Source organism: Vibrio zhugei, from assembly GCF_003716875.1.
GTDB classification, from domain to species: domain Bacteria; phylum Pseudomonadota; class Gammaproteobacteria; order Enterobacterales; family Vibrionaceae; genus Vibrio; species Vibrio zhugei.
Genome location: NZ_CP033078.1, coordinates 1,143,307 through 1,169,619, shown reverse-complemented (window position 1 = coordinate 1,169,619; position 26,313 = coordinate 1,143,307). Strand labels below are relative to the sequence as shown.

21 protein-coding genes are annotated in these 26,313 nt (G+C 45.5%); 5 read left to right on the top strand and 16 right to left on the bottom strand.

What is annotated here, in order from left to right; genetic code table 11:
* Positions 1 to 50 precede the first annotated feature (50 nt).
* From EAE30_RS19145 to EAE30_RS10710, 7 genes are all read right to left on the bottom strand, one after another.
* Positions 51 to 1,349, bottom strand: coding sequence for a methyl-accepting chemotaxis protein (locus EAE30_RS19145; RefSeq protein WP_123015908.1), 1,299 nt, complete (start codon positions 1,347 to 1,349; stop codon positions 51 to 53).
* A 270-nt stretch (positions 1,350 to 1,619) separates the two neighbouring features.
* Positions 1,620 to 2,579, bottom strand: coding sequence for a glutathione S-transferase family protein (locus EAE30_RS10735; protein WP_123015907.1), 960 nt, complete (start codon positions 2,577 to 2,579; stop codon positions 1,620 to 1,622).
* Between the two features lie 159 nt (positions 2,580 to 2,738).
* Positions 2,739 to 3,728 carry a murein tripeptide/oligopeptide ABC transporter ATP binding protein OppF gene (oppF, locus tag EAE30_RS10730; RefSeq protein WP_123015906.1) on the bottom strand — a complete coding sequence of 330 codons (990 nt, stop codon included), beginning with the start codon at positions 3,726 to 3,728 and terminating at the stop codon, positions 2,739 to 2,741.
* Positions 3,725 to 4,696, bottom strand: a complete 972-nt coding sequence (gene oppD / locus EAE30_RS10725) for an ABC transporter ATP-binding protein (RefSeq protein WP_241967759.1) — start codon at positions 4,694 to 4,696, stop codon at positions 3,725 to 3,727. The genes oppF and oppD overlap by 4 nt, the downstream gene beginning before the upstream one ends.
* 29 nt (positions 4,697 to 4,725) lie before the next feature.
* Positions 4,726 to 5,628 carry an oligopeptide ABC transporter permease OppC gene (gene oppC / locus EAE30_RS10720; protein ID WP_123015904.1) on the bottom strand — a complete coding sequence of 301 codons (903 nt, stop codon included), beginning with the start codon at positions 5,626 to 5,628 and terminating at the stop codon, positions 4,726 to 4,728.
* Positions 5,629 to 5,642: 14 nt separating this feature from the next.
* A complete protein-coding gene (oppB, locus tag EAE30_RS10715) occupies positions 5,643 to 6,566 on the bottom strand; it encodes an oligopeptide ABC transporter permease OppB (protein WP_123017338.1) in 924 nt (307 codons plus the stop codon).
* Between the two features lie 93 nt (positions 6,567 to 6,659).
* Positions 6,660 to 8,291: a peptide ABC transporter substrate-binding protein gene (locus EAE30_RS10710; protein WP_123015903.1), complete on the bottom strand. Its 1,632-nt coding sequence runs from the start codon at positions 8,289 to 8,291 to the stop codon at positions 6,660 to 6,662.
* A 775-nt stretch (positions 8,292 to 9,066) separates the two neighbouring features.
* Between EAE30_RS10710 and EAE30_RS10700 the strand changes: the two genes are divergently transcribed.
* On the top strand, positions 9,067 to 9,987 hold the full coding sequence (locus tag EAE30_RS10700) for an aminoimidazole riboside kinase (RefSeq protein WP_123015901.1): 921 nt from the start codon (positions 9,067 to 9,069) through the stop codon (positions 9,985 to 9,987).
* 344 nt (positions 9,988 to 10,331) lie between these two features.
* On the top strand, positions 10,332 to 11,762 hold the full coding sequence (locus tag EAE30_RS10695; protein WP_123015900.1) for a carbohydrate porin: 1,431 nt from the start codon (positions 10,332 to 10,334) through the stop codon (positions 11,760 to 11,762).
* Positions 11,763 to 11,995: 233 nt separating this feature from the next.
* Here EAE30_RS10695 and EAE30_RS10690 read toward each other — a convergent pair whose 3' ends face one another.
* Together EAE30_RS10690 and EAE30_RS10685 are read right to left on the bottom strand one after the other, a co-directional pair.
* Positions 11,996 to 13,618 (bottom strand): glycoside hydrolase family 32 protein, encoded by a 1,623-nt coding sequence (locus EAE30_RS10690; RefSeq protein WP_123015899.1) that lies wholly within the window; start codon positions 13,616 to 13,618, stop codon positions 11,996 to 11,998.
* Between the two features lie 136 nt (positions 13,619 to 13,754).
* A complete protein-coding gene (locus tag EAE30_RS10685) occupies positions 13,755 to 14,744 on the bottom strand; it encodes a LacI family DNA-binding transcriptional regulator (RefSeq protein WP_123015898.1) in 990 nt (329 codons plus the stop codon).
* Positions 14,745 to 14,990: 246 nt separating this feature from the next.
* Between EAE30_RS10685 and EAE30_RS10680 the strand changes: the two genes are divergently transcribed.
* Positions 14,991 to 16,430, top strand: coding sequence for a sucrose-specific PTS transporter subunit IIBC (locus tag EAE30_RS10680; protein ID WP_123015897.1), 1,440 nt, complete (start codon positions 14,991 to 14,993; stop codon positions 16,428 to 16,430).
* Between the two features lie 38 nt (positions 16,431 to 16,468).
* Here EAE30_RS10680 and EAE30_RS10675 read toward each other — a convergent pair whose 3' ends face one another.
* The 3 genes from EAE30_RS10675 to EAE30_RS10665 form a co-directional block, all read right to left on the bottom strand.
* Positions 16,469 to 17,770 (bottom strand): sensor histidine kinase, encoded by a 1,302-nt coding sequence (locus EAE30_RS10675; protein WP_241967758.1) that lies wholly within the window; start codon positions 17,768 to 17,770, stop codon positions 16,469 to 16,471.
* Between the two features lie 10 nt (positions 17,771 to 17,780).
* The gene (locus EAE30_RS10670) at positions 17,781 to 18,443 is read right to left on the bottom strand and encodes a response regulator transcription factor (RefSeq protein WP_123015896.1); all 663 of its coding nucleotides are present in this window, start codon (positions 18,441 to 18,443) and stop codon (positions 17,781 to 17,783) included.
* Positions 18,444 to 18,628: 185 nt separating this feature from the next.
* A complete protein-coding gene (locus EAE30_RS10665) occupies positions 18,629 to 19,309 on the bottom strand; it encodes a cold-shock protein (RefSeq protein ID WP_123015895.1) in 681 nt (226 codons plus the stop codon).
* A gap of 296 nt (positions 19,310 to 19,605) precedes the next feature.
* Between EAE30_RS10665 and EAE30_RS10660 the strand changes: the two genes are divergently transcribed.
* Both EAE30_RS10660 and EAE30_RS10655 read left to right on the top strand, forming a co-directional pair.
* Entirely contained in the window at positions 19,606 to 21,036 is a 1,431-nt protein-coding gene (locus EAE30_RS10660; RefSeq protein WP_123015894.1) for a 6-phospho-beta-glucosidase, read from the top strand.
* A gap of 91 nt (positions 21,037 to 21,127) precedes the next feature.
* A complete protein-coding gene (locus EAE30_RS10655; RefSeq protein ID WP_123015893.1) occupies positions 21,128 to 22,123 on the top strand; it encodes a LacI family DNA-binding transcriptional regulator in 996 nt (331 codons plus the stop codon).
* A 258-nt stretch (positions 22,124 to 22,381) separates the two neighbouring features.
* On the opposite strand, the gene EAE30_RS10650 is transcribed toward EAE30_RS10655, so the two are convergent.
* From EAE30_RS10650 to EAE30_RS10635, 4 genes are all read right to left on the bottom strand, one after another.
* The gene (locus tag EAE30_RS10650) at positions 22,382 to 23,572 is read right to left on the bottom strand and encodes a sugar transporter (protein WP_123015892.1); all 1,191 of its coding nucleotides are present in this window, start codon (positions 23,570 to 23,572) and stop codon (positions 22,382 to 22,384) included.
* A gap of 184 nt (positions 23,573 to 23,756) precedes the next feature.
* Positions 23,757 to 24,302, bottom strand: a complete 546-nt coding sequence (locus EAE30_RS10645) for a glutathione peroxidase (RefSeq protein ID WP_123015891.1) — start codon at positions 24,300 to 24,302, stop codon at positions 23,757 to 23,759.
* A 154-nt stretch (positions 24,303 to 24,456) separates the two neighbouring features.
* The gene (locus EAE30_RS10640; RefSeq protein ID WP_123015890.1) at positions 24,457 to 25,236 is read right to left on the bottom strand and encodes an ABC transporter ATP-binding protein; all 780 of its coding nucleotides are present in this window, start codon (positions 25,234 to 25,236) and stop codon (positions 24,457 to 24,459) included.
* Positions 25,237 to 26,289 (bottom strand): FecCD family ABC transporter permease, encoded by a 1,053-nt coding sequence (locus EAE30_RS10635; protein ID WP_123015889.1) that lies wholly within the window; start codon positions 26,287 to 26,289, stop codon positions 25,237 to 25,239. It lies immediately after the preceding gene.
* Positions 26,290 to 26,313 lie beyond the last annotated feature (24 nt).

Genomic DNA, 26,313 nt, shown 5'->3' with positions numbered 1-26,313 from the left:
GCCCTCGTTAAGAGGGCTTTTTTATTGGTCTTCACACACTAACCGTCGCGTTAATTGTGAGCCTTGAGATTGGCAACAGTCGTCGAAACCTTCTCTGCGCCCGCATAAATCTCATCCATTACCTGTGATACCTGCGTGATTTTGTCTCGGCCCTGTTGAGCGATCTCACACACTTGGTTCATGGTGCCGGTCACATCGTTAAGCTGCGTACGGTTACTCGCCACCACACTTTCAATCTGCGAGGTCGAACTTTGTGTGCGTGAGGCCAGTTGCCGCACTTCATCGGCCACCACCGCAAAACCGCGTCCATATTCACCAGCGCGAGCCGCTTCAATCGCGGCATTCAATGCCAATAGATTGGTTTGCTCTGCAATACTTCGGATGGTCAACACCATATTTTCAATATTGCTTGAACTTTCATTCAACACATTCATCTTATCCATCGTTTTTTCAACATGCTGGGAGGTTTCTTCAGAGATATTGACCGCATCAGTCAACAAACGTATGCCCTCTTGGTTCACCTTTGCCGTATCCAACGATGTCTGATAAGCCAAATCCGAGGCACGTGCAATCGCTAAGTTCTCTTCAACACGCTCACTGATGTCGGTCGCGAATTTCACCACCTTGACGACCTCTCCTGTCGCTCCGAAGATCGGGTTGTAACTCGCCTCGATCCATACATCATGTCCAGTTTTACTTTTACGTAAAAATTGCCCTGTCCGAAATTGTCCTTTCGCCAACGACGACCAGAAATCGGGATTGTCGGCATAAAAGGTCTCGTCACAAAAGATACGGTGATTTTTCCCGATCAACTCTCTGGCTTGATAGCCCAGCACTCGCAAGAAATTGTCGTTGGCTGTTAAGATATTGCCCTGTAAATCAAATTCTATACACGCCATAGAACGATCTAGCGCATGCAGCACCGATTCTTTTTGCTGTTGTTCGTTGTACAGTGTGGAGATATCCGTTGCGAGTTTGCCGATGGCCACCACCTCACCTTGATGATTTAAGATTGGAAAGTAAGTGGCATCCAAAATCACTAGATCACCGGATTTGTTGACCCGAGTAAACACATCTTTTTGAGGTTTTCCTGCTCTTAAATTTTCCCAAAAAGTTTGATAACTAGGCGAGCTGGTTTCACTTGCTAAACATAACAGGCGATGGTGTTGACCAATGATTTCATTCCGCTGATAGCCAATAATCCCTAAGAATAGATCGTTCACCTCTCTGACGGTGCCATCGAGATTAAATTCAATCCAAGCGACATAATCTTTTAAAGACGAATAAATATAATCAGGATACAAATCCTTAAGGGAAGCGTGACTATCTTGAGAACGTTTAAAAAACATAAATTACCTATCAGTAGCGGAACTAACCCCAAATCAAGGAGATTAGCGATCGATCATTAAGTCCATACCCCGTTGAGAGACCCCAGTGTTATGGACCGTTAATGTACACTCTAATTGACTCATAGGTAGGACATGGATTCATGTCACCACATGAAAAAGTTAGCTTTGCACTATGCACATGTTTTTATTATCACACAGAGATTATAGATATGCTTTAGAGAATGACAGATTCTTATCGAACTGCCATACCTCTAAAGCATATGAATACTATTATAGTGATGTTTGGACTTGTTGCTCGCGCTGATGAGGTGAGGATAAATCCAATTGTGGTCCTTTAGGAACCACTTGCGTTGGATTAATCATAGTGTGGCTAAAGTAATAGTGACGTTTGATATGATAAAAATCTGTTGTCTGCGCAACCTTGCCATACTGATACAGCTCTTTGGTGTATTCACGTAAGTTTGGATAGTCTTGGATGCGACGAGCATTGCATTTAAAATGCCCAAAATACACGGCGTCAAAACGAATGAGAGTCGTAAATAAACGCCAGTCGGCTTCGGTTATCTGTCCGCCCACTAAGTAGCGATGCGTCGCAAGATGTCGCTCAATTTTATCAAGCGCCGCGAATAAATCGTCATACGCATCTTCATAGGCTTCTTGAGTCGTTGCAAAACCGCAGCGATAAACGCCATTATTCACATTAGGGTAAATAAACGCATTCCATTCATCAATTTGCTCACGCAAATGTTGCGGATAAAAGTCATCGTGATTACCGGTGATCTCATTAAACGCACTATTAAACATACGAATAATATCTGCAGACTCATTGCTGACGATGGTTTCTGTCTGTTTATCCCAAAGCACCGGTACTGTTACCCTGCCAGAATAATCCGGTTTCGCTTTCGTATACAGTTGGTGTAATTTGGTCAAGCCATATAATGGCTCTGGCATACCAAATACCCAACCGTGTTGTAACATGTCTGGACAGACGACCGTGATATCAATGTGATCGGTTAACCCTTTTAATTCTCGAAAAATCAGGGCTCGATGCGCCCAAGGGCACGCCAGAGAGACATACAAATGATAACGACCTGACTCAGCGGGAAATGGGGCGTTTGCATCATCACTAATGTGATCACGGAAACCTGCATCTTCACGTTGAAAGCGTCCCTTACTCTGTTTTGTGTCGTACCATTGGTCGTACCAAACACCTTCAATTAGTTTACCCATATACACCTCATGCTGTGTTTACCGTATTCAATTACCGACAGTATAAAGAAGTGGTGAGTAGGCTTAACCGTTACAAATTGGCTTAGTCATTCAAATATTTCGAACATAAAAAAAGCGTGACCCCGAAGAGCCACGCTTAAAGCCCGTCACAGGCTGAACTTACGCTTCCACATGTAAACAGGAGACACTATGTGCATCGCTGCCTTTGAGAGTGGGTTTTGTTTGGGCACACTCTGGCGTTGCAATTGGGCAACGTGTTCGGAAAACACAGCCAGAGGGAGGATTGATTGGTGAAGGTAAATCGCCTTCAAGCATCTCAATTTTCTTTTCTCGCTCTTTTTGAGGATCCGGAATAGGTACCGCAGACATCAACGCCTTGGTGTAAGGGTGCAATGGGTTTGTGAATAACTGATCCGATGTCCCAACCTCAACCGCGTGGCCAAGATACATCACCATGACGCGATCAGAGATGTGTTTTACTACTGATAAATCATGCGCGATAAACACCAAGCTCAAGCCAAGCTCTTTCTGGATTTCTTTCAGTAAGTTGACAACTTGCGCTTGAATCGACACATCCAGAGCTGAGACTGGCTCATCACAGATGATCATTTTAGGGCGTAAAATTAGGGCTCGCGCAATACCAATACGTTGGCATTGTCCACCTGAAAATTCATGTGGATAACGGTTAATCACGTTAGGCAACAGACCCACACGGTCCATCATTTCTTTAACTTTTTGCTTCACTTCTTGTTTAGACAGTTCTGGATAGAACGTCTTCAGCGGCTCAGCAATGATATCGCCAATCGTCATCCGTGGGTTAAGAGACGCCAACGGATCTTGAAAGATCATTTGAATGTCTTTACGTGTTTCACGGCGCTGAACTTCTTTCATGCGAGTCAAATCTTGCCCAAGCCACACAACTTCACCGTGGGAGGCTTCAACCAGACCAATAATGGCGCGTGCAAACGTAGATTTACCACAACCGGATTCACCAACAACGCCTAAGGTCTCTCCCTCATAAAGACGCGCATTGACACCATCAACCGCTTTCAGCTGTGATGGCTTGCTCCAAGGCCAAGCGGATTTCGCTGCGATACTAAAGTGAACTTTTAAATCTTTAATATCTAGAATGGGGGTTTGATCGCTCATAGGTTCCACGTCTCCATATCAGAAAAACACGCACGCTGACGGCCATCACCAAATGGCGTTAAAATCGGTGCTTCACGCTTACAACGGTCCATTACACGATGACAACGGTCTTGGTAAGGACAACCTTGAGGTAAATTCAGCAAGTTCGGCGGATTACCCGGAATCGTTGGCAAAATCTCCCCTTCGGTGTCAAGGCGTGGAATCGCTTTGAGCAGACCTTCGGTATACGGGTGAGCAGGCTTATAGAAGATCTCATCCACTTTGCCATACTCCATCGTACGGCCAGCATACATCACAAGCACTTTGTCACACGACCCAGCGACAACGCCTAAATCATGGGTAATCATAATGATGGCGGTATTGAATTCACTTTTCAGCTCATTCAATAAGTCCATGATTTGAGCTTGTACCGTTACATCCAGTGCGGTTGTCGGTTCATCGGCGATTAATAGCTTAGGATTGCACAATAATGCCATGGCAATCATTACGCGCTGACGCATACCGCCAGAGAACTCATGCGGATACATATTAATACGCTTGCGCGCTTCTGGGATTTTCACCGCTTCCAACATGCGCACCGATTCTTCAAACGCTGCGCTTTTTCCCATGCCTTTATGCAGCATGAGAACTTCCATCAACTGGGTGCTGACTTTCATATAAGGATTCAATGACGTCATTGGATCTTGGAAAATCATCGAAATTTGCTGTGAACGAATCTTATTAATTTTCGATTCTGGCAAATTTAAAATTTCTTGGCCTTCAAATTGAGCACTGCCCGAGATGATGCCGTTTTTCGCCAATAAGCCCATGAGAGCAAATACAGTCTGAGATTTCCCTGACCCTGATTCGCCTACGATGCCTAAGGTTTCCCCTCTCTCTAGAGAGAAGTTCAAATCATTAACTGCGGTCACCATACCATCTTGAGTGGTAAATTCGACACGCAGATCTTGTACGTTTAATAAACTCATAATCGTTTCCTTAATCGTTGCTTGTGTCGTTAGCGATCTTTTGGATCGAGTGCATCACGCAGACCATCGCCGACATAGTTAAAGCAGAACAGAGTGGCTACCATAAAGATCGCTGGGAAAATCAATTGCCAAATGGCAACTTCCATAGTCCCCGCACCTTCTTGCAGTAGAGCCCCCCAACTGGTCATTGGCTCTTGCACACCTAGACCTAGGAACGATAAAAAGGATTCGGTTAAAATCATGCTTGGAATCAGCAAGGTGGAATACACCGCCACAATACCCAAAACGTTTGGAACGATATGACGAGTAATGATGTTCCAGCGACTGACGCCGCACACATGCGCCGCTTCAATAAACTCTTTGCTTCGTAGGCTTAACGTTTGGCCTCGGACAATTCGTGCCATATCCAACCAAGCAATCGCACCAATCGCAACGAAAATCAGATAGATTTCACGTCCAAAGAAGGTCACCAATACAATGACAAGGAACATGAACGGGATCGAGTTCAAAATTTCTAGGACACGCATCATGACACGGTCAACGCGGCCACCAATAAAGCCGGACGCCGCACCATACAGTGTGCCAATCGTCACCGCTACCGACGCGCCGAGTATCCCGACCATCAGAGAAATACGACCGCCGACTAGGGTACGTACAAATAAATCACGACCCAATGCATCGGTACCAAATAGATGCGCCATAGACGGAGCCGCATGCATTGCATACCAATCCGTATCATCAAATGTATATTGAGATACCATCGGAATAAAAATGACCGATAAGGTGATCAAAGCAAGAATGAATAAGCTGACCATCGCCGCTTTGTTTCGCATGAAACGCGTACGAGCATCTTGCCATAAACTGCGACCTTCGATTTCCAAGTTCTCAGAGAATTTTTCGATCGCGTCCAAGTTTTCTTTTTTAGTTAACATAGCTCTCGACTCTCTTAGTAACGAATTTTCGGATCAATGTAAGCCAACACAATATCTACGATGGCGTTAAACAGAATGAATAGGAAACCAATTAAGATGGTCACACCCATTACTAACGAGTAGTCACGGTTAAATGCCGCATTCACGAACAATTTACCAATACCCGGTAGACCGAAAATGGTTTCAACAACCACAGAGCCAGTGATAATCCCAACAAAGGCAGGACCCATGTAAGAGACAACCGGTAACATTGCTGGGCGTAGAGCATGCTTAACCACAATATAACCGTAGTTCAAACCTTTTGAGCGTGCGGTACGGATAAAGTTACTGTTGAGCGTCTCAATCATTGAGCCACGAGTCACACGCGCAAAAGTCGCAATGTACATCATCGACATGGCTAATACTGGCAACGCCATATATTTTAACTGGCCGCCAAACCAACCACCGGCCGGTGCCCAGTGCAACGTAATTGAGAAAATGTAGATCAAGATAGGAGCAAGGACGAACGACGGTAATACCACACCTATCATTGCCAGTGACATAATCGAATAATCTATCCATGTGTTTTGTCGCAATGCCGCAATCGTGCCGATCCCTACCCCAAAAATGACGGTAAAGATAAACGCAACAAAACCGACTTTAGCAGAAACAGGTAAGGCGCTGCTCATCAGTTCATTCACTGAATAGTTTTTGTATTTAAATGAAGGGCCGAAATCGCCTTTCGTAATAACATTACTTAGGTAGGTAAAATACTGCTCAGATACCGGCTTATCTAGCCCGTACTTGGCGTTGATGTTTGCCATTACCTGCGGCGGTAGTGCACGTTCCGTTGAGAACGGGTTACCTGGCGCGAAGCGCATTAGAAAAAAGGAGATCGTGATCAACACCAACATGGTTGGAATCGCTTCCAAAATCCTTTTGATAATGAATTTAAGCATAAACTCACTCTTACAGTCTGTGACATTAAAAATGGAAAAGACCTGCATGCCAACACGCATGCAGAGTCATATCATTACTTGGCTAACGAAGTATTATTTTGCTTTGATGTACATATCTTTAGAGTACAAGTTATCGCCAGCGTTGTGCATTGGGTAACCACCGACTTGGGTCGATACCAAACGCGTTTTCACGTACTGATAGATAGGCGCAATCGGCATATCGCGAGCCAGAATTTTTTCTGCTTGCGAATATAGCTTGGTACGCTCAGCTTCAGACGTAGACTTCATCGCTTTCGCCATAACACCATCGTACTCTTTGCTGTTGTAGCCTTGGTCGTTTGATGCGTTATTTGATTGCATCAAAGATAGGAAAGTCGACGCTTCGTTATAGTCACCGTTCCAACCCGCGCGAGTCACATCATAGTTGCGATCACGACGTGTATCGAGGAAGGTTTTCCACTCTTGGTTTTCAAGCTCAACATTCACGCCCAACTCTTTTTTCCACATCGATTGAATGGCTGTAGCAATCTTCTTGTGGTTTTCGTTGGTGTTGTATAGCAGAGTGAAATTCAATGGGTGAGATTTATCATAACCCGCTTCTTTCAATAGCTCTTTCGCTTTCGCAACACGCTCTTTTTGCGTCCATTTTGCATAAGCAGGTATAGGCGCATCGAATCCAGCGGTGATTTCAGGCGTCATTGTGTAAGCGGGTTTTTGGCCTTGGCCTAGAATCGCTTTCGCAATAATGTCACGGTTGATTGCATACGATAACGCACGACGGACACGAGCATCATTAAATGGTTTGCGTGTTGTATTGAAACCATAGTAGTAAGTCGCTAAGTTACCGACAGTTCTCAACTCTTTTGGATGCTGTTTTTTCAAACGACGGTACTGTTCTAGTGGCACGTCATCAGTAAAGTCTAATTCACCCGACAAGAAACGGTTCATTTCAGCGTTCTGGTTTTCAATCGGTAGGTACGTCACTTTATTCAGTACCGTATGGGCATTGTCCCAGTACTCTTTGTTACGAACCAATACCATGCGTTCGTTGATAATCCATTTCTCAAGTTTAAACGCACCATTACCCACAAAGTGTTCAGGCTTAGTCCAATCGTTACCCCACTTTTCCACGACTTTTTTGTTGACTGGCATCATAGTAGTATGCGCCATCATTTTCACAAAGTATGGAACTGGCGTGTCAAGCTGAACTTGTAGCGTGTAATCATCCAACGCTTTCACACCCAGTGTCGACTTATCTTTTTTACCATCAATGATTGCCGCTGCGTTCTGCATCGTGGTCATTTCTAGGTACCAAGAATAAGGAGAGGCCGTCGCTGGATCGACCGCACGTTGCCATGAATAGACAAAATCATGCGCCGTTACCGGGTCGCCATTTGACCATTTTGCATCGTGACGGAGGTGGAACGTAAAGGTTTTGTTGTCTTTGGTTTCCCAGGTTTTGGCAACACCAGGGATGATTTTACCGTAGTCATCTTCTGAGACGAGACCTTCGTAAAGATCGCGAGCGACAGCCGAGCCAGGCGTACCTTCAATTTTTGCGGGATCGATAGTGGCAACTTCAGAACCATTACCACGAACAAGCTCTTGTTTTTTCGCAAGTTTAGTTCCATCAGGAACATGGGCTGCGAAAGAAGAGAAAGAAGACGTAGCCATCGCTAGTCCAGCACTCAAGATAAGCGCTTGAGTAATTTTATTTTTATACATGCATAAACTCCAAGTTTTTATTCTGCATCCATGACGTCCCCGTAAAGTTTGTTGAACGGCACATGTAAAAGGTTGATTCTACAGATCATCAACACTTTTACCCTTACGGAGAAGAAGCACACATTACCAATCATTGAAGAAATTTACTATCTAAAAATGGCCTGTCATATCCAAGACATGTCCATCTGATATGTGATTTAAAAGCTAAGCTTTTGAATCACAAATAAGTGTTTAAGTAAACCCACAAAAAACTCACATAATGTGTTTTGTTATTAAACTGACCAAACGCTGGGAGGCAGCTTAAGAAAACGGCAAAGAATCTATCACTTGGTTGCATCAAGGTCTAATGAATTGTCGGAATTATTGCTCTGAACGTCATTTTTTTGTGAATTCTGTATAAGATTCAGGCAAAACGTATAAAAACACGACGCAAAATCTGACCAGACCTTGGTCAAATCTGCTATGAGTCTCTCTTCAATCACCTCATTATTCATAGATGTTGCATAATAAGCAGTAATACTCGCGTTTATACCCTGAATATATGCATATGCAATAACGTTTAAATAACCATCAGCGCCGCGATGGCCGTGCCTAACGGCGAGTTCCCTCTTGAATTTGATGTGAAGCGCTTCAAGGTTTATGGTTAGATTCTGACTTATCGATCCGGTTATCGTTATAATCATCACAAATTGGGAACGTGACCAATTTAGTATTCCCAGTTTATTTTCCCAGTCCATTTTTAGCGTTTCAGACACACGATCATGAGGTATAACATATGAACCGAGTATGGGTAACGGGTGATGCCGTTGTTGACCTAATTCCTGACGATACACAGCGCTACTTAAAATGCCCAGGTGGCGCCCCCGCGAATGTCGCCGTCGGTATTGCTCGATTAGGTGGAGATGCGGCCTTCTTCGGTCGCGTCGGCGACGATCCTTTTGGCCACTTTTTACGCAATACCTTAATTGAAGAAAACGTCAACTGCCAACAATTGAACACGGACCCAGTGCAACGCACCTCAACGGTTGTAGTGGATTTAGACAATGACGGAGAACGCAGTTTCACCTTTATGGTCAAGCCCAGCGCCGATCAGTTTATGACTTCGACAGACGTTCCAGCGTTTCAACCGAAACAATGGTTACATGCCTGCTCAATTGCCCTTGCCAATGAGCCAAGCCGCAGCGCGACATTACAAGCCATGTCGGCCATGAAAGAAGCCCAAGGATACATTAGCTTCGACCCAAATTTACGAGAAGAAGTGTGGGCGGACCGCTCAGAGCTTATCCCTACCGTCATGCAGGCGATTGCCATGGCTGACATGGTGAAATTTTCAGAAGAAGAGCTCACCTACTTAACTCAAACCGACACGCTTGAGCAAGGCTTAGCCCAATTAGAACAATATCGTATTCCACTGGTAGTGGTCACCCAAGGTGCGAAAGGCGCATTGGTCATCTACGATAATCAACAACAATTGATTGAAGGACGCGCAGCCTCTCCTATCGATACGACCGGTGCTGGGGATGCGTTTGTTGGCGGGTTATTAAGCCAACTGTCAGCACAAGGTGACTGGAATCAGCAACACATCATTGAACAAGCAGTCCGTGTGGCAAATGCATGTGGCGCCCTAGCCACAACCGCTAAAGGCGCAATGACCGCCCTTCCAAATCAAACCCAATTACATCAATACCTCGCCTAACGGCTTGCTTCCTACCCCAAGAGATCAGCCCCTCGATCTCTTGGGCAAGTTGTGACTTCACAAAATCTTCAATCCAACGCCATTAAAACGTCAGTTTATGAATCACTTCACAAAGCACGATCGAGAGCGTGATGTACGTAGAACTTTCGCTTAAAAAAGGGAACGTTCCCACCTAATTATCGTTATAGTCTTGCCATACCAAAGCATGGCTTAGAAAGCTATGTGTGCGAACAAATAGAACAACGTGTCCTCTTAAAGTGAAGGACTTCCGACATTGTTGCATAACTAATTGGGAACGTTTGCAGACTATCCAATTACGATTCAACCCTACCGGAGTTTTAATAATGAAAATAAAAGCACTTACATTAGCGATCGCTACCCTACTACCGATGTCCTCAGCTTGGGCTGCCCCTACCATGGCAGAGCTCGAACAAAGGATTGATGAATTACAAGCACGTTTAGAGCAAAATGAAGATGCCCAACGTATGCAAACCAAAGAGCAGCAAGGGATTCAAACCGCTCAGCAACGTGCAACACAAGAACCAACCAATCCTGTCTTTGAATTTAAAGGGTATGCGCGTTCTGGTTTATTAGTGAATGAAGACCATCAAGGGGCGACGGGAACGGGTCCTTATATGACGGCAGCTGGCGCTCTCGGCGCTCCGGTCGGTCGTTTAGGATTAGAAGACGACAATTACCTCGAAGCAAACTTCATCCATAATCGTCAATTAGATAATGGCTCCAATGCGCGCTTTCATCTTATGTTAGCAGATGGCGTAGAAACCAGTAACGATTGGACAGCCGACGAGAGTGACTTGAATGTACGCCAAGTCTATTCAGAGCTCACTGGATTGCCAACATTCACCGGCGCATTTTCCAATGCAACGGTTTGGGCAGGGAAACGTTTTGACCGTGACAACTTTGATATTCACTTTATGGATTCAGACGTTATCTTCCTAGCCGGTACGGGTGCGGGTGTTTACGATGTTCAGTTAGGCGACGATTGGAAAGCGAACTTTTCCATTTATGGCCGTGATTTTGGTTCGGTTGAAAGTGCGGGCACCGACATTGAAAACTACATTGCAACGATGAACAACCGAATTGGCCCATGGCAAGTGATGCTAAGTGCCATGGACTCAAAAGATAATGACCGCGTCACCGCTGATGCGCCGGCATCAAAACGCGCGAACCATGGTTTCCATGCCCTATTTGCTTACCATGCGGACAGTTTCTACGGAATCAATCCTGGTATGTCGAAAACGGGGATGTTAATTGGTTCCGGTTTGGGTGCCCAACTCAAAGCCGTCGGTTCTGATGGAAACCTAAACGATGATGCCAAAGCGGTACGTATTTTCTCATTTGGTACCACCGCCATCAATGACACCTGGAGTGTGGCACCGGCATTTATGGCCGAGTACAGCGAAGACCGCATCCTCGATCACGACAAATACACGTGGGCAACAATGAACGTTCGAGTTTCACAAGCGTTCAATGAAAACTTTGAGATGGTCTATGAAGGTTCATACCAATACATGGACTTAGACAATTCGAACAAGTCAGCACAAGGAGGTTATTACAAAGCGACCATCGCACCAACGTTGAAGTTGGCGACCGCTGCAGGCTTCTTTGACCGTCCAGAATTGCGTTTTGCCGTCAGTTATGTTGATTGGAGCAGCGATTTAGACAATTACGCTGTTAGCATGAAAAGCGATACCCCGACAATGGGCAATGGTGGCGAGACCTTGTTTGCTCTGCAAATGGAAACTTGGTTCTAGTTTTCATCACACCAGTGACTATGTATCAATGTCAAAGCCTGGATATATCCAGGCTTTTTTATTGCACGCATTTCCTCTCGCGTGGTGGCCATGGAGAAGCGGTCTTACTTCCCCCCACACAATCCTTGCTGATTGCACTCTTCCACTGACCTTTTCGACCCTTGTCATATCTATGGCGATAAAAAACGCAGCTCAATGGCTGCGTTTTTTGACTGAAGACTTGCGGTAAAGAGCTAAGCTCTAAATGGGGCCTTCGCGGCCTGTAAAGGATACAAGGTCGCTTGCACCTCACCGCCCAACAACACAATGCCGCTCGCATCAGGCGAGGTAAACACACGCGCGGTCATCACCTTATCCCCATCGTTAATAAAAATCTCGAGTGAGGATTGGTCTGCAAAGAGGGTTAATGCAATGCATCTGCTCGTTAATGGCAACTCACGAATCACATCCCCTTCACGCAGGTCCGTGTGTTGCCTATCTAGGCGTAACACCCCTTTAGCTCGGTCGGCAACGAGACTGACATACTGGTCACCCTTGACCATTAAACGCAGCTCTTGGCCCCATTGCAGGTCTAATGTCAGCTCATACGACTTACACATCGCATCCTGAACGGTCGCATTTAATAACAGTGAACGAGGTGCTTGGCGTAATTGGAGCAGTTCTTGTGCGGGACGCTGCTTCAATCGTCCTTGCTCCCAATGAATTTCTCTCAACATCGTCAATTGATGTAACCATTGGTCATCACAGCTAGGTTGATCCACTTCGTCGGGCAGCCCCATCCATCCAATCATGACCCGACGACCGTCGATTGTCTGGGCGGTTTGCGGCGCATAGAAGTCGAAACCCGCATCTAATTGCCAGCCTTCATGGAGCTGAGGGTGATTATGTTCATCCAAAGACATACGATAAATGCGATTCTGGTGACCAATCGTATGATGAGGGTTCGCATCCTTGATTCCCTGAGGACCGAATACAAAAAACCGTTGTCCGCTCAGTTCAAACGTATCAGGACACTCCCACATATAGCCTTGCGCTATTTCATCACCATATAAACCATCAAACTGCCATTCGGTTAAATTGTGGGACCGATAGACGGCTAAACGACCTTCGAGCTCTGTGGTTTGCGCCCCAAGCAACATTACCCATTCATTGTTGGCATAAAAAACTTTCGGATCGCGAATATGTTCAGTGACGCCCGGCGGTAATTGACGAATGACCGGACCACACTTAGTAAACTGACGGCCATCGCGAGACACGGCTAAACACTGGGTTGTTTGTCTATCTCGATTCTCCCCAAGGCGGATATTTCCTGTATAAAATACGTATAAGCCGTCCTCTTGAGAAACCGCATGCCCGGAAAACGCCCCATGACTATCGAACCAGTCTGAGGGAGTTAAAGCCACAGAACGGTAGTCCCAATTGACTAAATCGGAACTGGTCAAGTGAACCCAGTACTTGTCTTTATGCTCACACGCATACGGATACCACTGATAAAACAAATGATACTCGCCTTGATGATAGACAAAACCATTGGGATCATTAAGCAGACCTTGTGGAGGCGAAATGTGCCACAGTGGACGATATGCTGACGCGGTTGGGGTCAGGTAAGCTTGAGCTCGGCGCACTTGCTGCTCAGCAATAATTTGCCCGACCTGACGAAGCTCTTCATCACAGATTGACCCTCGCGCCATACTCAGTTGCCATTCCCCTAATACCGATGTCATGGTGACATCTTGAGGTAATGTATGGATACGATGCTTATCAAGTACTGCGACAGTAACAAGATTTGAAGGGGTTAAAATCCGGCAGATATTATCCATACCACCAGCTAATTCAATCAGTAAATCAAGAGACATAGTCTTACCTAATATTTTGGGAACGTTCTCAAAATATAAAACACTGAGTTTGATAGCAAGTTTTTATAGTTAATCTTTAAGAATTGATGAACCGTCTGTGAGTCAGTGCGCATAATTATCCCTACACGCCATAACCCTAGTCACACGTTTGACGAGTTACTGATTCAAAAGTTAATACCACCTTGCTCATTTCTTGTCCCTGCCCTTCAATTAAAGACAGTAACATTTTTGCTGAGTTTTCCCCTGCTTTTTCAAAAGGATAGTGAAACGTCGACAAACTTGGGGTGCTCACATAGCCTAATTCGTCGTTTCCCACACCCAGTACTTTCACGGCTTCCCCCACCGCGATGCCCATTTCTTGCAAGCCTTTAATTGCCCCCACTGCCAAACGGTCAGTGGCACAGAACAAACCATCCAAATGAGGATAGGCCTGAGCGACCTTTTTAGCGACGCGATAGCCCGACTCCAGAGAGAAGTCGCCACGTTCATGAAACTCCAACGCTTGGTTGTGCATAGAAAGGGCTTGGCTTAAGCCGTCAGAGCGCAGTGCATCTACCGCCGTATCATCACTTTGTACGCCGATAAAACCAATATGCCGACACCCAGCTTTAATGAAACGATTGCCCGCTTCAAAACCAACACGGACATCATCATGGACCACACTGGGAATATTATACATCGACCCATCCTGCCCAACCAGCACCACAGGAACCGCAGACGCTTGAATGGCTTTCACTAACTGCTGATCTAAGTGAGTGGCATAAAAAATAATGCCCTCAACCCGTTTCTGATTAAAAATCTGGATATACTCAAGCTCTTTGGCATGCAGTTGATGGGTGTTGGCTAAAAGGACGTGCTTGCCTGCCTGTTCAATAATGCGGGTTAATCCGTCCACACCTTGGGCAGTCGCGTGGGATGAGACCCGAGGGACAACCACTCCAATTAGGTTGGTTTTCTGTGACTTCAAGTCTTTCGCGACCTGATTGACCACATAGTCACACGCTTTGACGGCCTCTAAGACTTTGGCTTTGGTGGATGGCTTAACACCATACTCATTATTCATCACACGAGACACCGTAGATTTAGAGACCCCAGCAATACGGGCTACATCATGTAAACTCGTCATTAAAATTCCTTATCCTTGCCTCAAACGCTATGAATACATTGAATCATACATGATTCAAAAAATAGAACGTGATTTTACCCTTGTTTTGCTCATCATAGTGACACTATATATCGATCTCTTTCACATAAATCGGATGATCATTTTGACCCCGATGACAACTTCAACAAGAATACCATCTTGCAAACGTTCCCAAAAAATAACAACAATGATATCCGTACCAATGAATAACATGAACTGGGGTGTGTTATGAACTATCCTGCCATAGCAAAACAACTTCTAGAACAACTTGGAGGACAAGAAAACCTTCAAGCCTTAGCACACTGTGCTACCCGTTTACGCCTAGCGTTGAACGACGATACCATTATTGATGAAGCTGCGATTGAAAATATCGAAGGCGTCAAAGGTCAATTTAAAGTGGCTGGCCAATACCAGATCATTTTTGGTTCCGGTACGGTAAATAAAGTGTATGCCGAGATGGCCAAACTGACCGGTATGTCTGATATGTCAACCAAAGATGTCGCGTCAGCAGGGGCGAAAAAACAAAATATCGCTCAGCGTGCCGTGAAAGGACTGGCGGATATTTTCATGCCGATCATTCCAGCCATCGTCGCTGGTGGTCTGTTGATGGGGATATACAATGTCTTTACTGCCAAGGGATTATTCATCGATAATGCCTCTATTATCGATATTTATCCTGGACTCGCCGATTTAGCGAGTATGCTCAACACCTTCGCGAATGCACCATTTGTTTTCTTGCCAGTGCTGCTCGCCTTTTCTGCTTCCAAAAAGTTTGGAGGTAACCCATTCTTAGGTGCAGCCCTAGGTATGTTGATGGTTCACCCGGATCTATTAAGTGGTTGGGGCTTCGGTAGTGCCGCCGTGCATGGCAACATTCCGACTTGGAACATCATGGGCTTTGAAATTCAAAAAGTCGGCTACCAAGGTTCAGTACTACCGGTTCTTGTCAGTTGCTTCATTCTAGCCAAAGTCGAAAACCTTCTGCGTAGCTTTGTTCCATCCATGCTTGATAACCTAGTGACGCCGTTATTTTCTATTTTATTCACTGGCTTCATTACCTTTACTCTGGTTGGCCCAATCACCCGCGATGCTGGCTTTTTATTAGGTGATGGTCTCACTTGGATGTACGACCATGCAGGCTTTGTCGGTGGCGGTATCATGGGCTTCTTGTATGCGCCCTTTGTTATCACGGGGATGCACAACAGCTTCATTGCCATCGAAACCCAGCTATTGGCGGATGTGGCAAAAACTGGCGGAACCTTTATCTTCCCGATCGCCGCCATGTCAAACGTGGCACAAGGTGCCGCCGCTCTTGCCGTTGCCTTTACAACGAAAGATAAAAAAATGAAAGGGATTGCCTTACCTTCCGGTATCACCGCGCTACTCGGTATTACCGAACCCGCGATGTTTGGTGTCAACTTGAAATTACGTTACCCATTCTTTGCCGCCATTATCGGGGCAGGTATTGCCAGTGCATTTATCACGCTTTACAAAGTCAAAGCCTTGGCGTTAGGTACTGCGGGGATTCCGGGCATCATCTCTATCGTGCCAGATAAAATCAGCTATTACGTGATTGGTATGATTATCTCGATCATCATTTCCTTCGTTATCACCATTTTGCTGGGCATGCGTCAATCCATCGTCTTGTCAAAGAAAGCAGCCGCATAATATAAAATCTCTACTGCTGTCTGTGTTGCCCACCAATTCTATTGGTGGGCTTTTTTGTCCCGCTGGCTAAAATCAATCGTCACCTCACGTCCACTCTCATTATCGTGGACTTCATAATACCAATCATACTGCTGGATGATGCGATTCGTTAATTCCAGTCCCAATCCAAATCCCAATTCTTCCGTCTGTTCCCCAGTAGCAAAATTGTGATTCATGATGGTTACGGTTGTGCCGGATTGAAAGATCGCGACCTTCCCCGCCAGAGTATGCTGATAAGCATTACGAATTAAATTACTGATCACAATACGACACAGCGTAGAAGGCAATGGAAACGTCGCTTCTTGTACCTGAATTTCCACCTCCACCGACTTATCACGCAATAGATAGTTCAAATCACGGCTAATGCTGTCGATCATTAAGGCCAAATTCACAGGCGTCAGTGGCAATTCACGCTGCTCACGACGGTTGAGCCATAATAGCGTGGAACACAAATCCGTCATGGTGACGCCAGCACGCAAAATGCGCTGCATCACCTCGGCCTGCTTATCATACAAGGCGGCATTGTCTGTTTTTTCAATCAATTTATCCATCAGCTCAGCATTACTGCGCACCACCGCAATCGGTGTTCGTAATTCATGGCTGGCACTTGCTAAAAATTGCTGCTCGCGTTCTAACATGTCTTGCGCGGATGAAACACTGTCTTTAATGATGGCCGCCACACGATTGAGTTCATGAAAATGAAAGTCGGGAATCGGTCGGCTGAGTTGCTCCGTAGTTAATGTTTCTGCCCACTGAAACAACTGCTCTTGTGGCCGAGCGGTGCAACGAAATAAAAAGAACAACCCCAATCCAAACACAGATAAGGCCACCAACGCATACACGAGCAAACTGAGTCCATAACGATTGCCCTCTTGATGAAATTCTTTAGCAGTTTGTTGCATAGTAAGATTGCTGAACACCCTAGAAATGTAGACCGTCTGCCCTGAGGGGCGATCATAGCGCATAACAAAGTACGCTTTGACAGGCGGTGTTAGCCATCCATGTTGCAACATGGCTTTCTCAAATTGGAGGTGTTTCGTCAGAGGGGAGAACTGCTGCTGAATGGGCGCTTGCACATCTTGCCAACGCGTCGCAATTTGATAACCCAAGAGTTCTTTGGGCTGACCATCACGGGTATCTATGTGTTTTACAACGCTTAACATGGAATAGCGTAAGCTAACATCCATACCCGAGACAAAATAATTCGCGGCTAACGTCACGAAACTGATCACCGTCACCGTCGCAATCGTCATGATCGCACAAAAGAAATAAAACTTGTAACTGCGGCGAAATTTCATCATCAGTCAGGTATCACTTTATACAAAAACCATACCCAGGTACGGTGTGAATGAGAGGTGTCCAATCTGGTTTGTCGATTTGTTTACGGATGTTAAAAATGTGCACTTTCAAGCTATTGCTATCTGGCTGCTCATCACCCCATACCGCCTGTGCGATTTTTTCTCGCGATACCGCTTGCGGGTATTCTCGCATCAACACTTCTAATATTTGCAGCGCAATGGGAGAGAGCTTAATCAACTGACCATGGCGAGTGACTTCGCGATTGGTCAAATCAAGCACCAAATCCGCCACAACTAACTTCGAGATTTGCCCACTTCTGCGCAGCGACAACGCCTTCAAACGAACGATCAACTCTTCTGTCGCAAAAGGTTTGACCAAGTAATCATCCGCGCCATGACTGAAGCCTTGCAGTTTGTCATCCAGGGTATCACATGCGGTGAGCATCAAGACTGGCGTGGCAATGCCTTGTTCACGAATGCGCTGGCATACGGCAAGTCCTTTAATTTTCGGTAAATTCAAATCTAGAACAATAACATCATAGTGATTTTGCGTGATCAAATTATAGCCAACCTGACCATCGGACGCGTAATCACATTCAATGCCATCTAACGACATATAGTCAATCAGCGCCGTCGCTAAATCTAAATCATCTTCAACTAATAGAGCTTTAAACATGAAGAATTACCAGTGAGATTAAAGGAAGAATAGACAAATTTGCCGATGGTTATCATACCATCACACGAGACAAAACCGCGCTTTCTCGCCAGCGAATGCTCGCATTAGTAAGGTATATTATACTCGGTTAATATTAGGTTAATAATGGAGAAAGGAGGCGTCACGGTGAGCACCGAATTCTTGTACTAGGTCACAAAGATCCACACCCCCGTACCACCAAGCCCAACAACCAGCGTACCGAATAGCATCCACCAGCGGATTGAATGAGGCGGTTTTAACTGACGTTCACGTTCTGACTGTTCTGTTGAAAATACATCATCAAACTCACCAAGAAACTGGCTTTTTTTCTCTTCTAATTGCTCATTGGCGAGATTCGCCTGCTCAGGACTCCCGCAAGGTACTTGCTTCGTCACAACAGAGAGTTGACCACTATAAGAGTGCATCTCATATTTGTATTTGTGTTTGGAGAAAGAGGTAATATGATGCTTCATCTGTAACACCGCATTGGCATTACAGTCATCAGCCAGCATCAGCAAATGCTCTTTCGCATCATATTCTTCTTCAAAGAACCGGGTTTCGATAAAGGCCTTAGCTTCAATACGTCCTAATTTCGGTTGATCTCGCTTGCTCATGAAGAAATCTGTCAACTGACGCTTGAAAAACACCTCGGAGATAGACACTTTCGTCGCATAATCCCCTTTTGGGGTCCGAATAGGATCAAATTCAACGGGAATCCCTTTGACAAGCCGCTTTTCGTCCATCACATCGACAAGGTGACGGCTATTCAAAAAATAGCGGATACCATTATCGCCCATGATGAAACCATAGCGCTTACCAACCCAATACGAAACTACTTGACCTTTCAATCTATTCGCCTGCTTCTATCTCTATAAAGTACATGATGACACATGAGGATGTGATGGGCGTTAATTATGCCTATCTAATGGTCGATAAAAAAGGAAAAAAAGCGACAATGAGGGATTGTGCAGATAAATCGGTGTATTCGACCTCACCCCTTCTTCTGATTCTCTGCAAGCCAGTTCAACGGCCAACCAATGCCCAGTGAACAATTGTTAATTGAAACCGGTTCCATTTTTCAATTTATCCGCTAAAATGACCTTATATCAACGTTTTTATCGACTCAGTAATAAAGAGGTATCGCATGTCACAAGGGTTTCCAAATGATTTTTTATGGGGCGGCGCAGTCGCGGCGCACCAAGTGGAAGGCGGCTGGGATCAAGCGGGTAAAGGTCCGAGTATTGTCGATGTGTTAACCAAAGGTGCACACGGTGTGCCACGCGTTATCACTCAAGGTGTTGACGAACACGCATTCTATCCAAACCATGAGGCGGTCGACTTTTATCATCATTTCCGTGACGATATTGCGATGTTTGCTGAGATGGGATTTAAGTGTTTTCGTACATCGATCGCTTGGACGCGTATTTTCCCTAAAGGAGACGAAAAAACGCCGAACGAAGCCGGCCTGCAATTCTATGATGACTTATTTGACGAGTTACTCAAGCATGATATCGAACCGGTGATCACTCTCTCCCACTTTGAAATGCCTCATCACTTAGTGAGCGAATATGGCGGGTGGTTACATCGCGACGTATTAGACTACTTTGTCCACTTCGCCCAAACCGTATTAGAGCGTTACAAGCATAAAGTAAAATACTGGATCACGTTCAACGAAATTAACAACCAAGCGAATTGGCAAGCGCCATTATTTGGGTATTGCAATTCCGGTGTCATCTATAACGATCATCCGCACCCCGAGCAGGCACTCTTTCAAGTGGCTCATCACCAGTTTGTGGCTCACGCCAAAGTCGTACAACTGGGACATGCGATCAATCCAAACATGCAAATTGGTAGCATGATACATATGATGCCGCTATATCCCGCTTCATGTCGGCCAGAGGATGTTCTCAAGGCACAACACATGATGCATAGCAAATATCTTTTCAGTGATGTGCAAATGCGTGGCTACTACCCTAGCTACCTAATCAAAGAATGGCAACGCAAGGGGATTGAGGTTGAGATGGAACCCGGTGATGATGACATATTACGCCAAGGCTGCTCCGACTACTTGGCGATCAGCTATTATATGAGCAACATTGTCTCTGAGCAGCCACTGGACTCGGCCAGTGAAAACTTGTTTGGAGATAGCTATCTCAATCCACACTTGCCAGCATCGGACTGGGGCTGGCAAGTTGACCCGCAAGGTTTGCGTATCGCACTATCAGAACTCTATGAACGCTATCAAAAGCCACTGTTCATTGTGGAAAACGGTTTGGGCGCTTACGACACGGTAGAAGAAGATGGGCAAATCAATGATGATTACCGCATTGATTATCTCGCTGCCCATATCAAAGAGATGAGAAAGGCCATCGAATTTGATGGCGTTCCTGTCATGGGTTACACACCTTGGGGTTGCATCGATTGCGTCTCCTTTACAACCGGTGAATATCGCAAGCGTTACGGTTTTATTTACGTGGATAAGCATGATGATGGCAGCGGCACAATGGCACGCGCTCGTAAGAAAAGTTTTTATTGGTATCAAAATGTGATTCGTTCAAATGGCGATAAGGTGTAATTACCCAATCAAATGCACATGAAATTTAAGCCGTTTCTGATATGATAAGCCGTCCCTAAGAGGACGGCTTTTCCGTATAAGAGGCAACGCAATGGCAACCATTAACGATGTATGCAAGACCACTGGCTTATCAAAAGCGACAGTGTCACGAGTGATCAACGGCAGTAGTCAAGTCAAACCAGCCACTCGAGAACTGGTCATGTCGGCAATGAAACAGCTCAATTATCATCCCAGTGGAGTGGCACAAGCGTTAGCGACGAAAATATCCAATACCATTGGATTGATATTACCCGAATTTCAAAGTAACTATTTCGGCAATATCCTCTTTCAAGCGGAGCAATGCGTTCAAAAAGCGAATAAAAAGCTCGTGGTGGTGAACAGTAAAAAACAGGCCGCGGGTGAAAAAGAGTCGGTGCGGGCGCTGGCCTTTCAACGTTGTGACGCCATTTTACTCTACAGTCGCCACTTAACCAGTGAACAGTTAGTCGAATTGCAGGCCGAAGTGAATATTCCACTGATTGCGCTGAATCGCCAATTATCGACCGATAAACTGGTCAGTTTTGGGCTTGAACAAACTCAGTTGGCACGAATCGCGATGCAACATCTATTAGAGCTAGGTCATCGTGATATCGCCTGCATCACCTCCCCGCTCGATAGCGAAACTGGTCGCCGCCGTTATGAAGTCTATCAAGAACTGTTAACCCCACTGCACCCTGAGCTGCCCGAAAGTTGGACGGCTGAGGGAGAAAATACCATGCAAACGGGTTATGACTGCACCGTTAAACTCTTACAGTCGCCCTCTCCCTTTACTGCCATTTTCGCCTGTAATGATGACATGGCTTTAGGTGCGTTAAGAGCGCTGCATGATGCAGGATTACACGTCCCAAATGATATTGCCGTCATCGGTATTGATAATGAACCCGCGGCAGGCTTCTCTATTCCTAGCCTATCGACCGTCTCGCTACCTATCTTAGAACTGACCGATGCCGCCATGCAGCTCGCCATTCGTTATAGCAATAAAGAAACCGTCACTATGACCCACCAAATCTATTCGGGTGAACTGATTGTCAGAGAGTCCACACGCTGAGCGAGACAAGATACTTATTTTTAAAAGAAAAATATAATTTTAAACAACAAGTTAATAAGACACTAATTGCTTATTCAACCGTGTTTATTTCGCATTTTTTCATGATACCGATTGATACTCATGACGATACTGCTTAACCTTATAGTACGCCCATGTATTATGGCCTTGCCTCCCCCTAAATGAGACCATTTTATATGGGCGTTGCAAAAAAAAAGCGCCTTTCATAGGCGCTTTTTTATAGATAATTTATGATAAAAATTAACGTAACTCTGGGTACTTACGTAACATCAATACCATCAGTAATAATGCACATCCAGCAAACGCCATTCCAGCAAAACCAATGTTGCTTAATGATGACATCTGTATGACTTGAGAGCCAATTAACGCTCCCGAACCAATACCAAGATTAATGATGCCAGAATACATCGATTGGATCATATCAGACGCGTTAGGGTCAATGCTCAGCACTTTAACTTGAATGGCCAGCGTCGCGACCATCAAGGCCGTTCCCCAGAACATCACCGTAACCATCAATGACCAAGTATGATTAACCGCAAGCAGCAAGCCTCCTGTACACGCTATCATCAGTACTAATTGGCTAATCAGTAATGGCGTATTGTGACTTTCCCCATAACGGCTGAACAGCATACTGCCGGCAATACCAGCCCCACCAAATAGCAAGAGCAATACGGTGGTCACACTCTTACTCACCATACCAATATCTTGTACGAAAGGTTCGATATAACTGTAAGCGGTATAATGCGCGGTAAATAGTAAGAAGATAAAGAGGTACAATCCCATTAACTTGCGATTACGCAATAAACGCGGCAACGTCTTTCCTGAATCTTGCAGTAAACTCGGTAACGCTGGCAACAATCGCCATAACAGCACCATAATGACGAAGGCTAAAAGGCCGATACCCGCAAAGGTGACTCTCCACCCTGCCAACTGACCAATCATCCGTCCAATCGGCACGCCAAGGATCATAGCGAGCGATGTCCCTGTTGCCAATGAACTCAGCGCAAGCGTCTTCTTGCCCGGAGGAGCAACCCGAATCGCAATAGAAGCCGTAATCGACCAAAAGATGGCATGCGCGAACGCCACACCAGCGCGACTCACGATTAAAGCCGTAAATGTAGTGGCAAACGCGGAAGCGATATGACTGAGGATAAAGAGCCCAAAGACACCCAAAAGTAGCGTCTTACGCTCAATACGCCCGGTTGCCATCATTAAAGGCAACGACAGTGTTGCCACAATCCACGCATAAATCGTCAGCATCCAACCGGTATCGGCGGTACTCATACTAAAGTCTCGGGCGATATCCGATAACAGCCCAACAGGAACAAATTCAGTGGTATTAAAAATAAACGCACTAAATCCAATCATAAACACGCGCAAATACTGCGTTTGTCGTGATGTTGGTGATGCGGTTGTCATGGTATCTGTCATTCTGCCTCTTACATCCAAGTCCAATAGTTATTGATAAAAACGTGACAATTGTGGCTTCTTTTCCTTAAAAAAGATAGGTAGATCACAAAAATATTTTTTATCGACTCGATTAATAGAGCATAAAAAATCCCAATGCCAAACGACATTGGGATACTCTGAACAGGCTTATGAATCCATACGCCTACTATTTGGCAAGGGCACTGTCTAATGCTTGTGTCAAGATAGCATGATCCGGTGTCATATCTGGGGCAAAGTGACCAATAACCTGACCCTCTTTACTGACAAGGAATTTTTCAAAGTTCCACAGAATGTCACCTTCCGATGTCGAGATACCTAGGCTTTGCAGTTTTTCAACAAAACCGCTATCTGGCGCCGTTGTGCGTTCAGGCTGCGCTTGAAGCAGAGCTTGGTACAGCGGGTGACGATTTTCACCATTCACTTCAATTTTACTGAACATAGGGAAAGTCACACCAAACCGGCTGGTACAAAATGATTGAATCTCTTTTTCTTCACCCGGTTCTTGTGCACCAAACTGGTTACAAGGGAAACCAAGAATCGTTAGACCATCGTCTTTACGTGCTTGGTACAACGCTTCCAACGCCTCATATTGAGGTGTCAGACCACACTCTGAAGCCACATTAACGATGAGCAATGCCTTTCCCGCGTAATCACCCACTGTTTGTTTTTGACCATCAATGGTGACGATTTCAATATCGTAAATAGAACTCATGCGATTTTCCTTTTTATGCTGGCAGCGCTAAGGCTACCAATATGCTTGAATGATTCTTCATAACCTAGCGTACAATATAATTGCGCACAATTATAGACATTTAGCCGAAGCGTTCAGTGAGTGTAGTCCATGAGTCCTTATGGTGGCTATCGTCTTATACGGCGCAAGCTGAGGCTCGCTGTGTGCGTACAAAAGGCACCCCTTGCGTATCATATGACACTTCCGCGGAAACACCATACACATCACTGATCAACTCAGGCGTCAGGATATGCTCAGGTCTTCCCATTGCCACGATTTGACCGCCTTTGACCACCAATAACTTATCGGCATACTGAGACGCCAAATTGAGATCGTGCAATACCATGACCGAGGTCCACTGGGTTTCACGTGTTTTTCGCACAAGGTGTTCCAGCATGACCTGCTGAAAATGCAAATCCAATGCACTAACTGGTTCATCCAACATCAAAAACTCAGGGCGTCGTAACACAGCTTGCGCGAACAGTACCATTTGACATTGACCACCGCTCAATGTTCTCACATCCCTATTCGCCAAATGTGCCAAGCCTATCTCATCCAATACTTGAATGGCTTCGGCCAACATGTGGTCTTCAATACGCCAACTTAGCGCATCCAAACGCCCCAACAACACAACCTCTACCACCGTGAGACTGACATCTAAGCAGATATCTTGAGGCATATAACCAATCCGTTCACGCCAATCCGCCAAGCTGCCATGATCCAGGCGATGCTGGTTAAACGTGATCTCACCACTTTGGGATTTGATATCCCCAAACAAGGTTTTCAGTAGCGTACTTTTCCCGGTGCCATTTGGACCGATCAGTACGTTGATATCCCCTGGGTTTAAAGAAAAGTTCATATTTTCTGCAAGGGTAAGATCGCCAAGTTTGACGTTTAAGTCCTGTACATGCAGCATTTATCGTCTCCCTGCAATAATCAGCCAGAAAAAGAACGGCACACCAATAATGGCCGTGACGATACCAATTGGGAAAAGCGCTCCCGGTACAATCATTTTTGATAGGACAGACGCACTCGACAGTAAAAAGCTACCAACCAAAAAGGAGAGCGGCAAGAAAAAGCGCTGATCTTCACCGACGATCATGCGCGCAATGTTAGGCGCGACAATCCCAATAAAGCCAATGATTCCCACAAAGCTGGTTACCGTCGCCGTCATCAATGCGACTAAAAATAAGGTTTTCAGACGTAACTTGGTCACATCAACGCCGAGACTCTTCGCTCGCTCCTCACCTAAACGTAACGCGGTTAACTTCCAAGCATCACGCATCAAAAAGGCGAAACACCCTAGCACCACAACAGACACTAAGGCGACATTACTCCAAGAGGCTTTCGACAAACTACCAAATAACCAGAAGAGAATCTGTTGGCTTAATTCCGGAGACGCCACAAACTGGACCAAAGACAACAAAGACTGAAAAAGAAACAGCAGTGAGATGCCTGCGAGGATCAGTTGCCCAGAGCTAATATGGCGCATACGAGCCAGAGTAAAGAGAAAACAAGCCGAGAGCATACAGCAGATAAACGCACCAAGCGGAATCGCATATTGGCTCTCCAAACCGAGCGAACCCACATACAGCATCAACGCGGCACCAAAGCCAGCAGCGGCAGCCATACCAAGTGTATAAGGGCTGGCCATTGGGTTATTCAGTAACGTCTGCATTTCAGCACCACCCACACCCAAGCTTCCTCCAACCACGACCGCCATAATCGCAATGGGCATACGTAGGTTAGAGACTATAATATAAGTGGTGGAATCAACATTGGTGGAAAAGCCTAAAGTGTTAGCGACGGCATAAAGCACTTGGCTCACGTTTAACATAGACGGGCCAGAGGCAATGTCACCAATGAATGAGATGCACAGTAGTGCACCAATCAGGATAATGGCGTGCTGACGTTTCTTCTCGCTCGCACGTTGTGCTTCTATCGCAGCACACATCGCAGATGATTGCATAAGTTACCTTAACGACTCAATGCC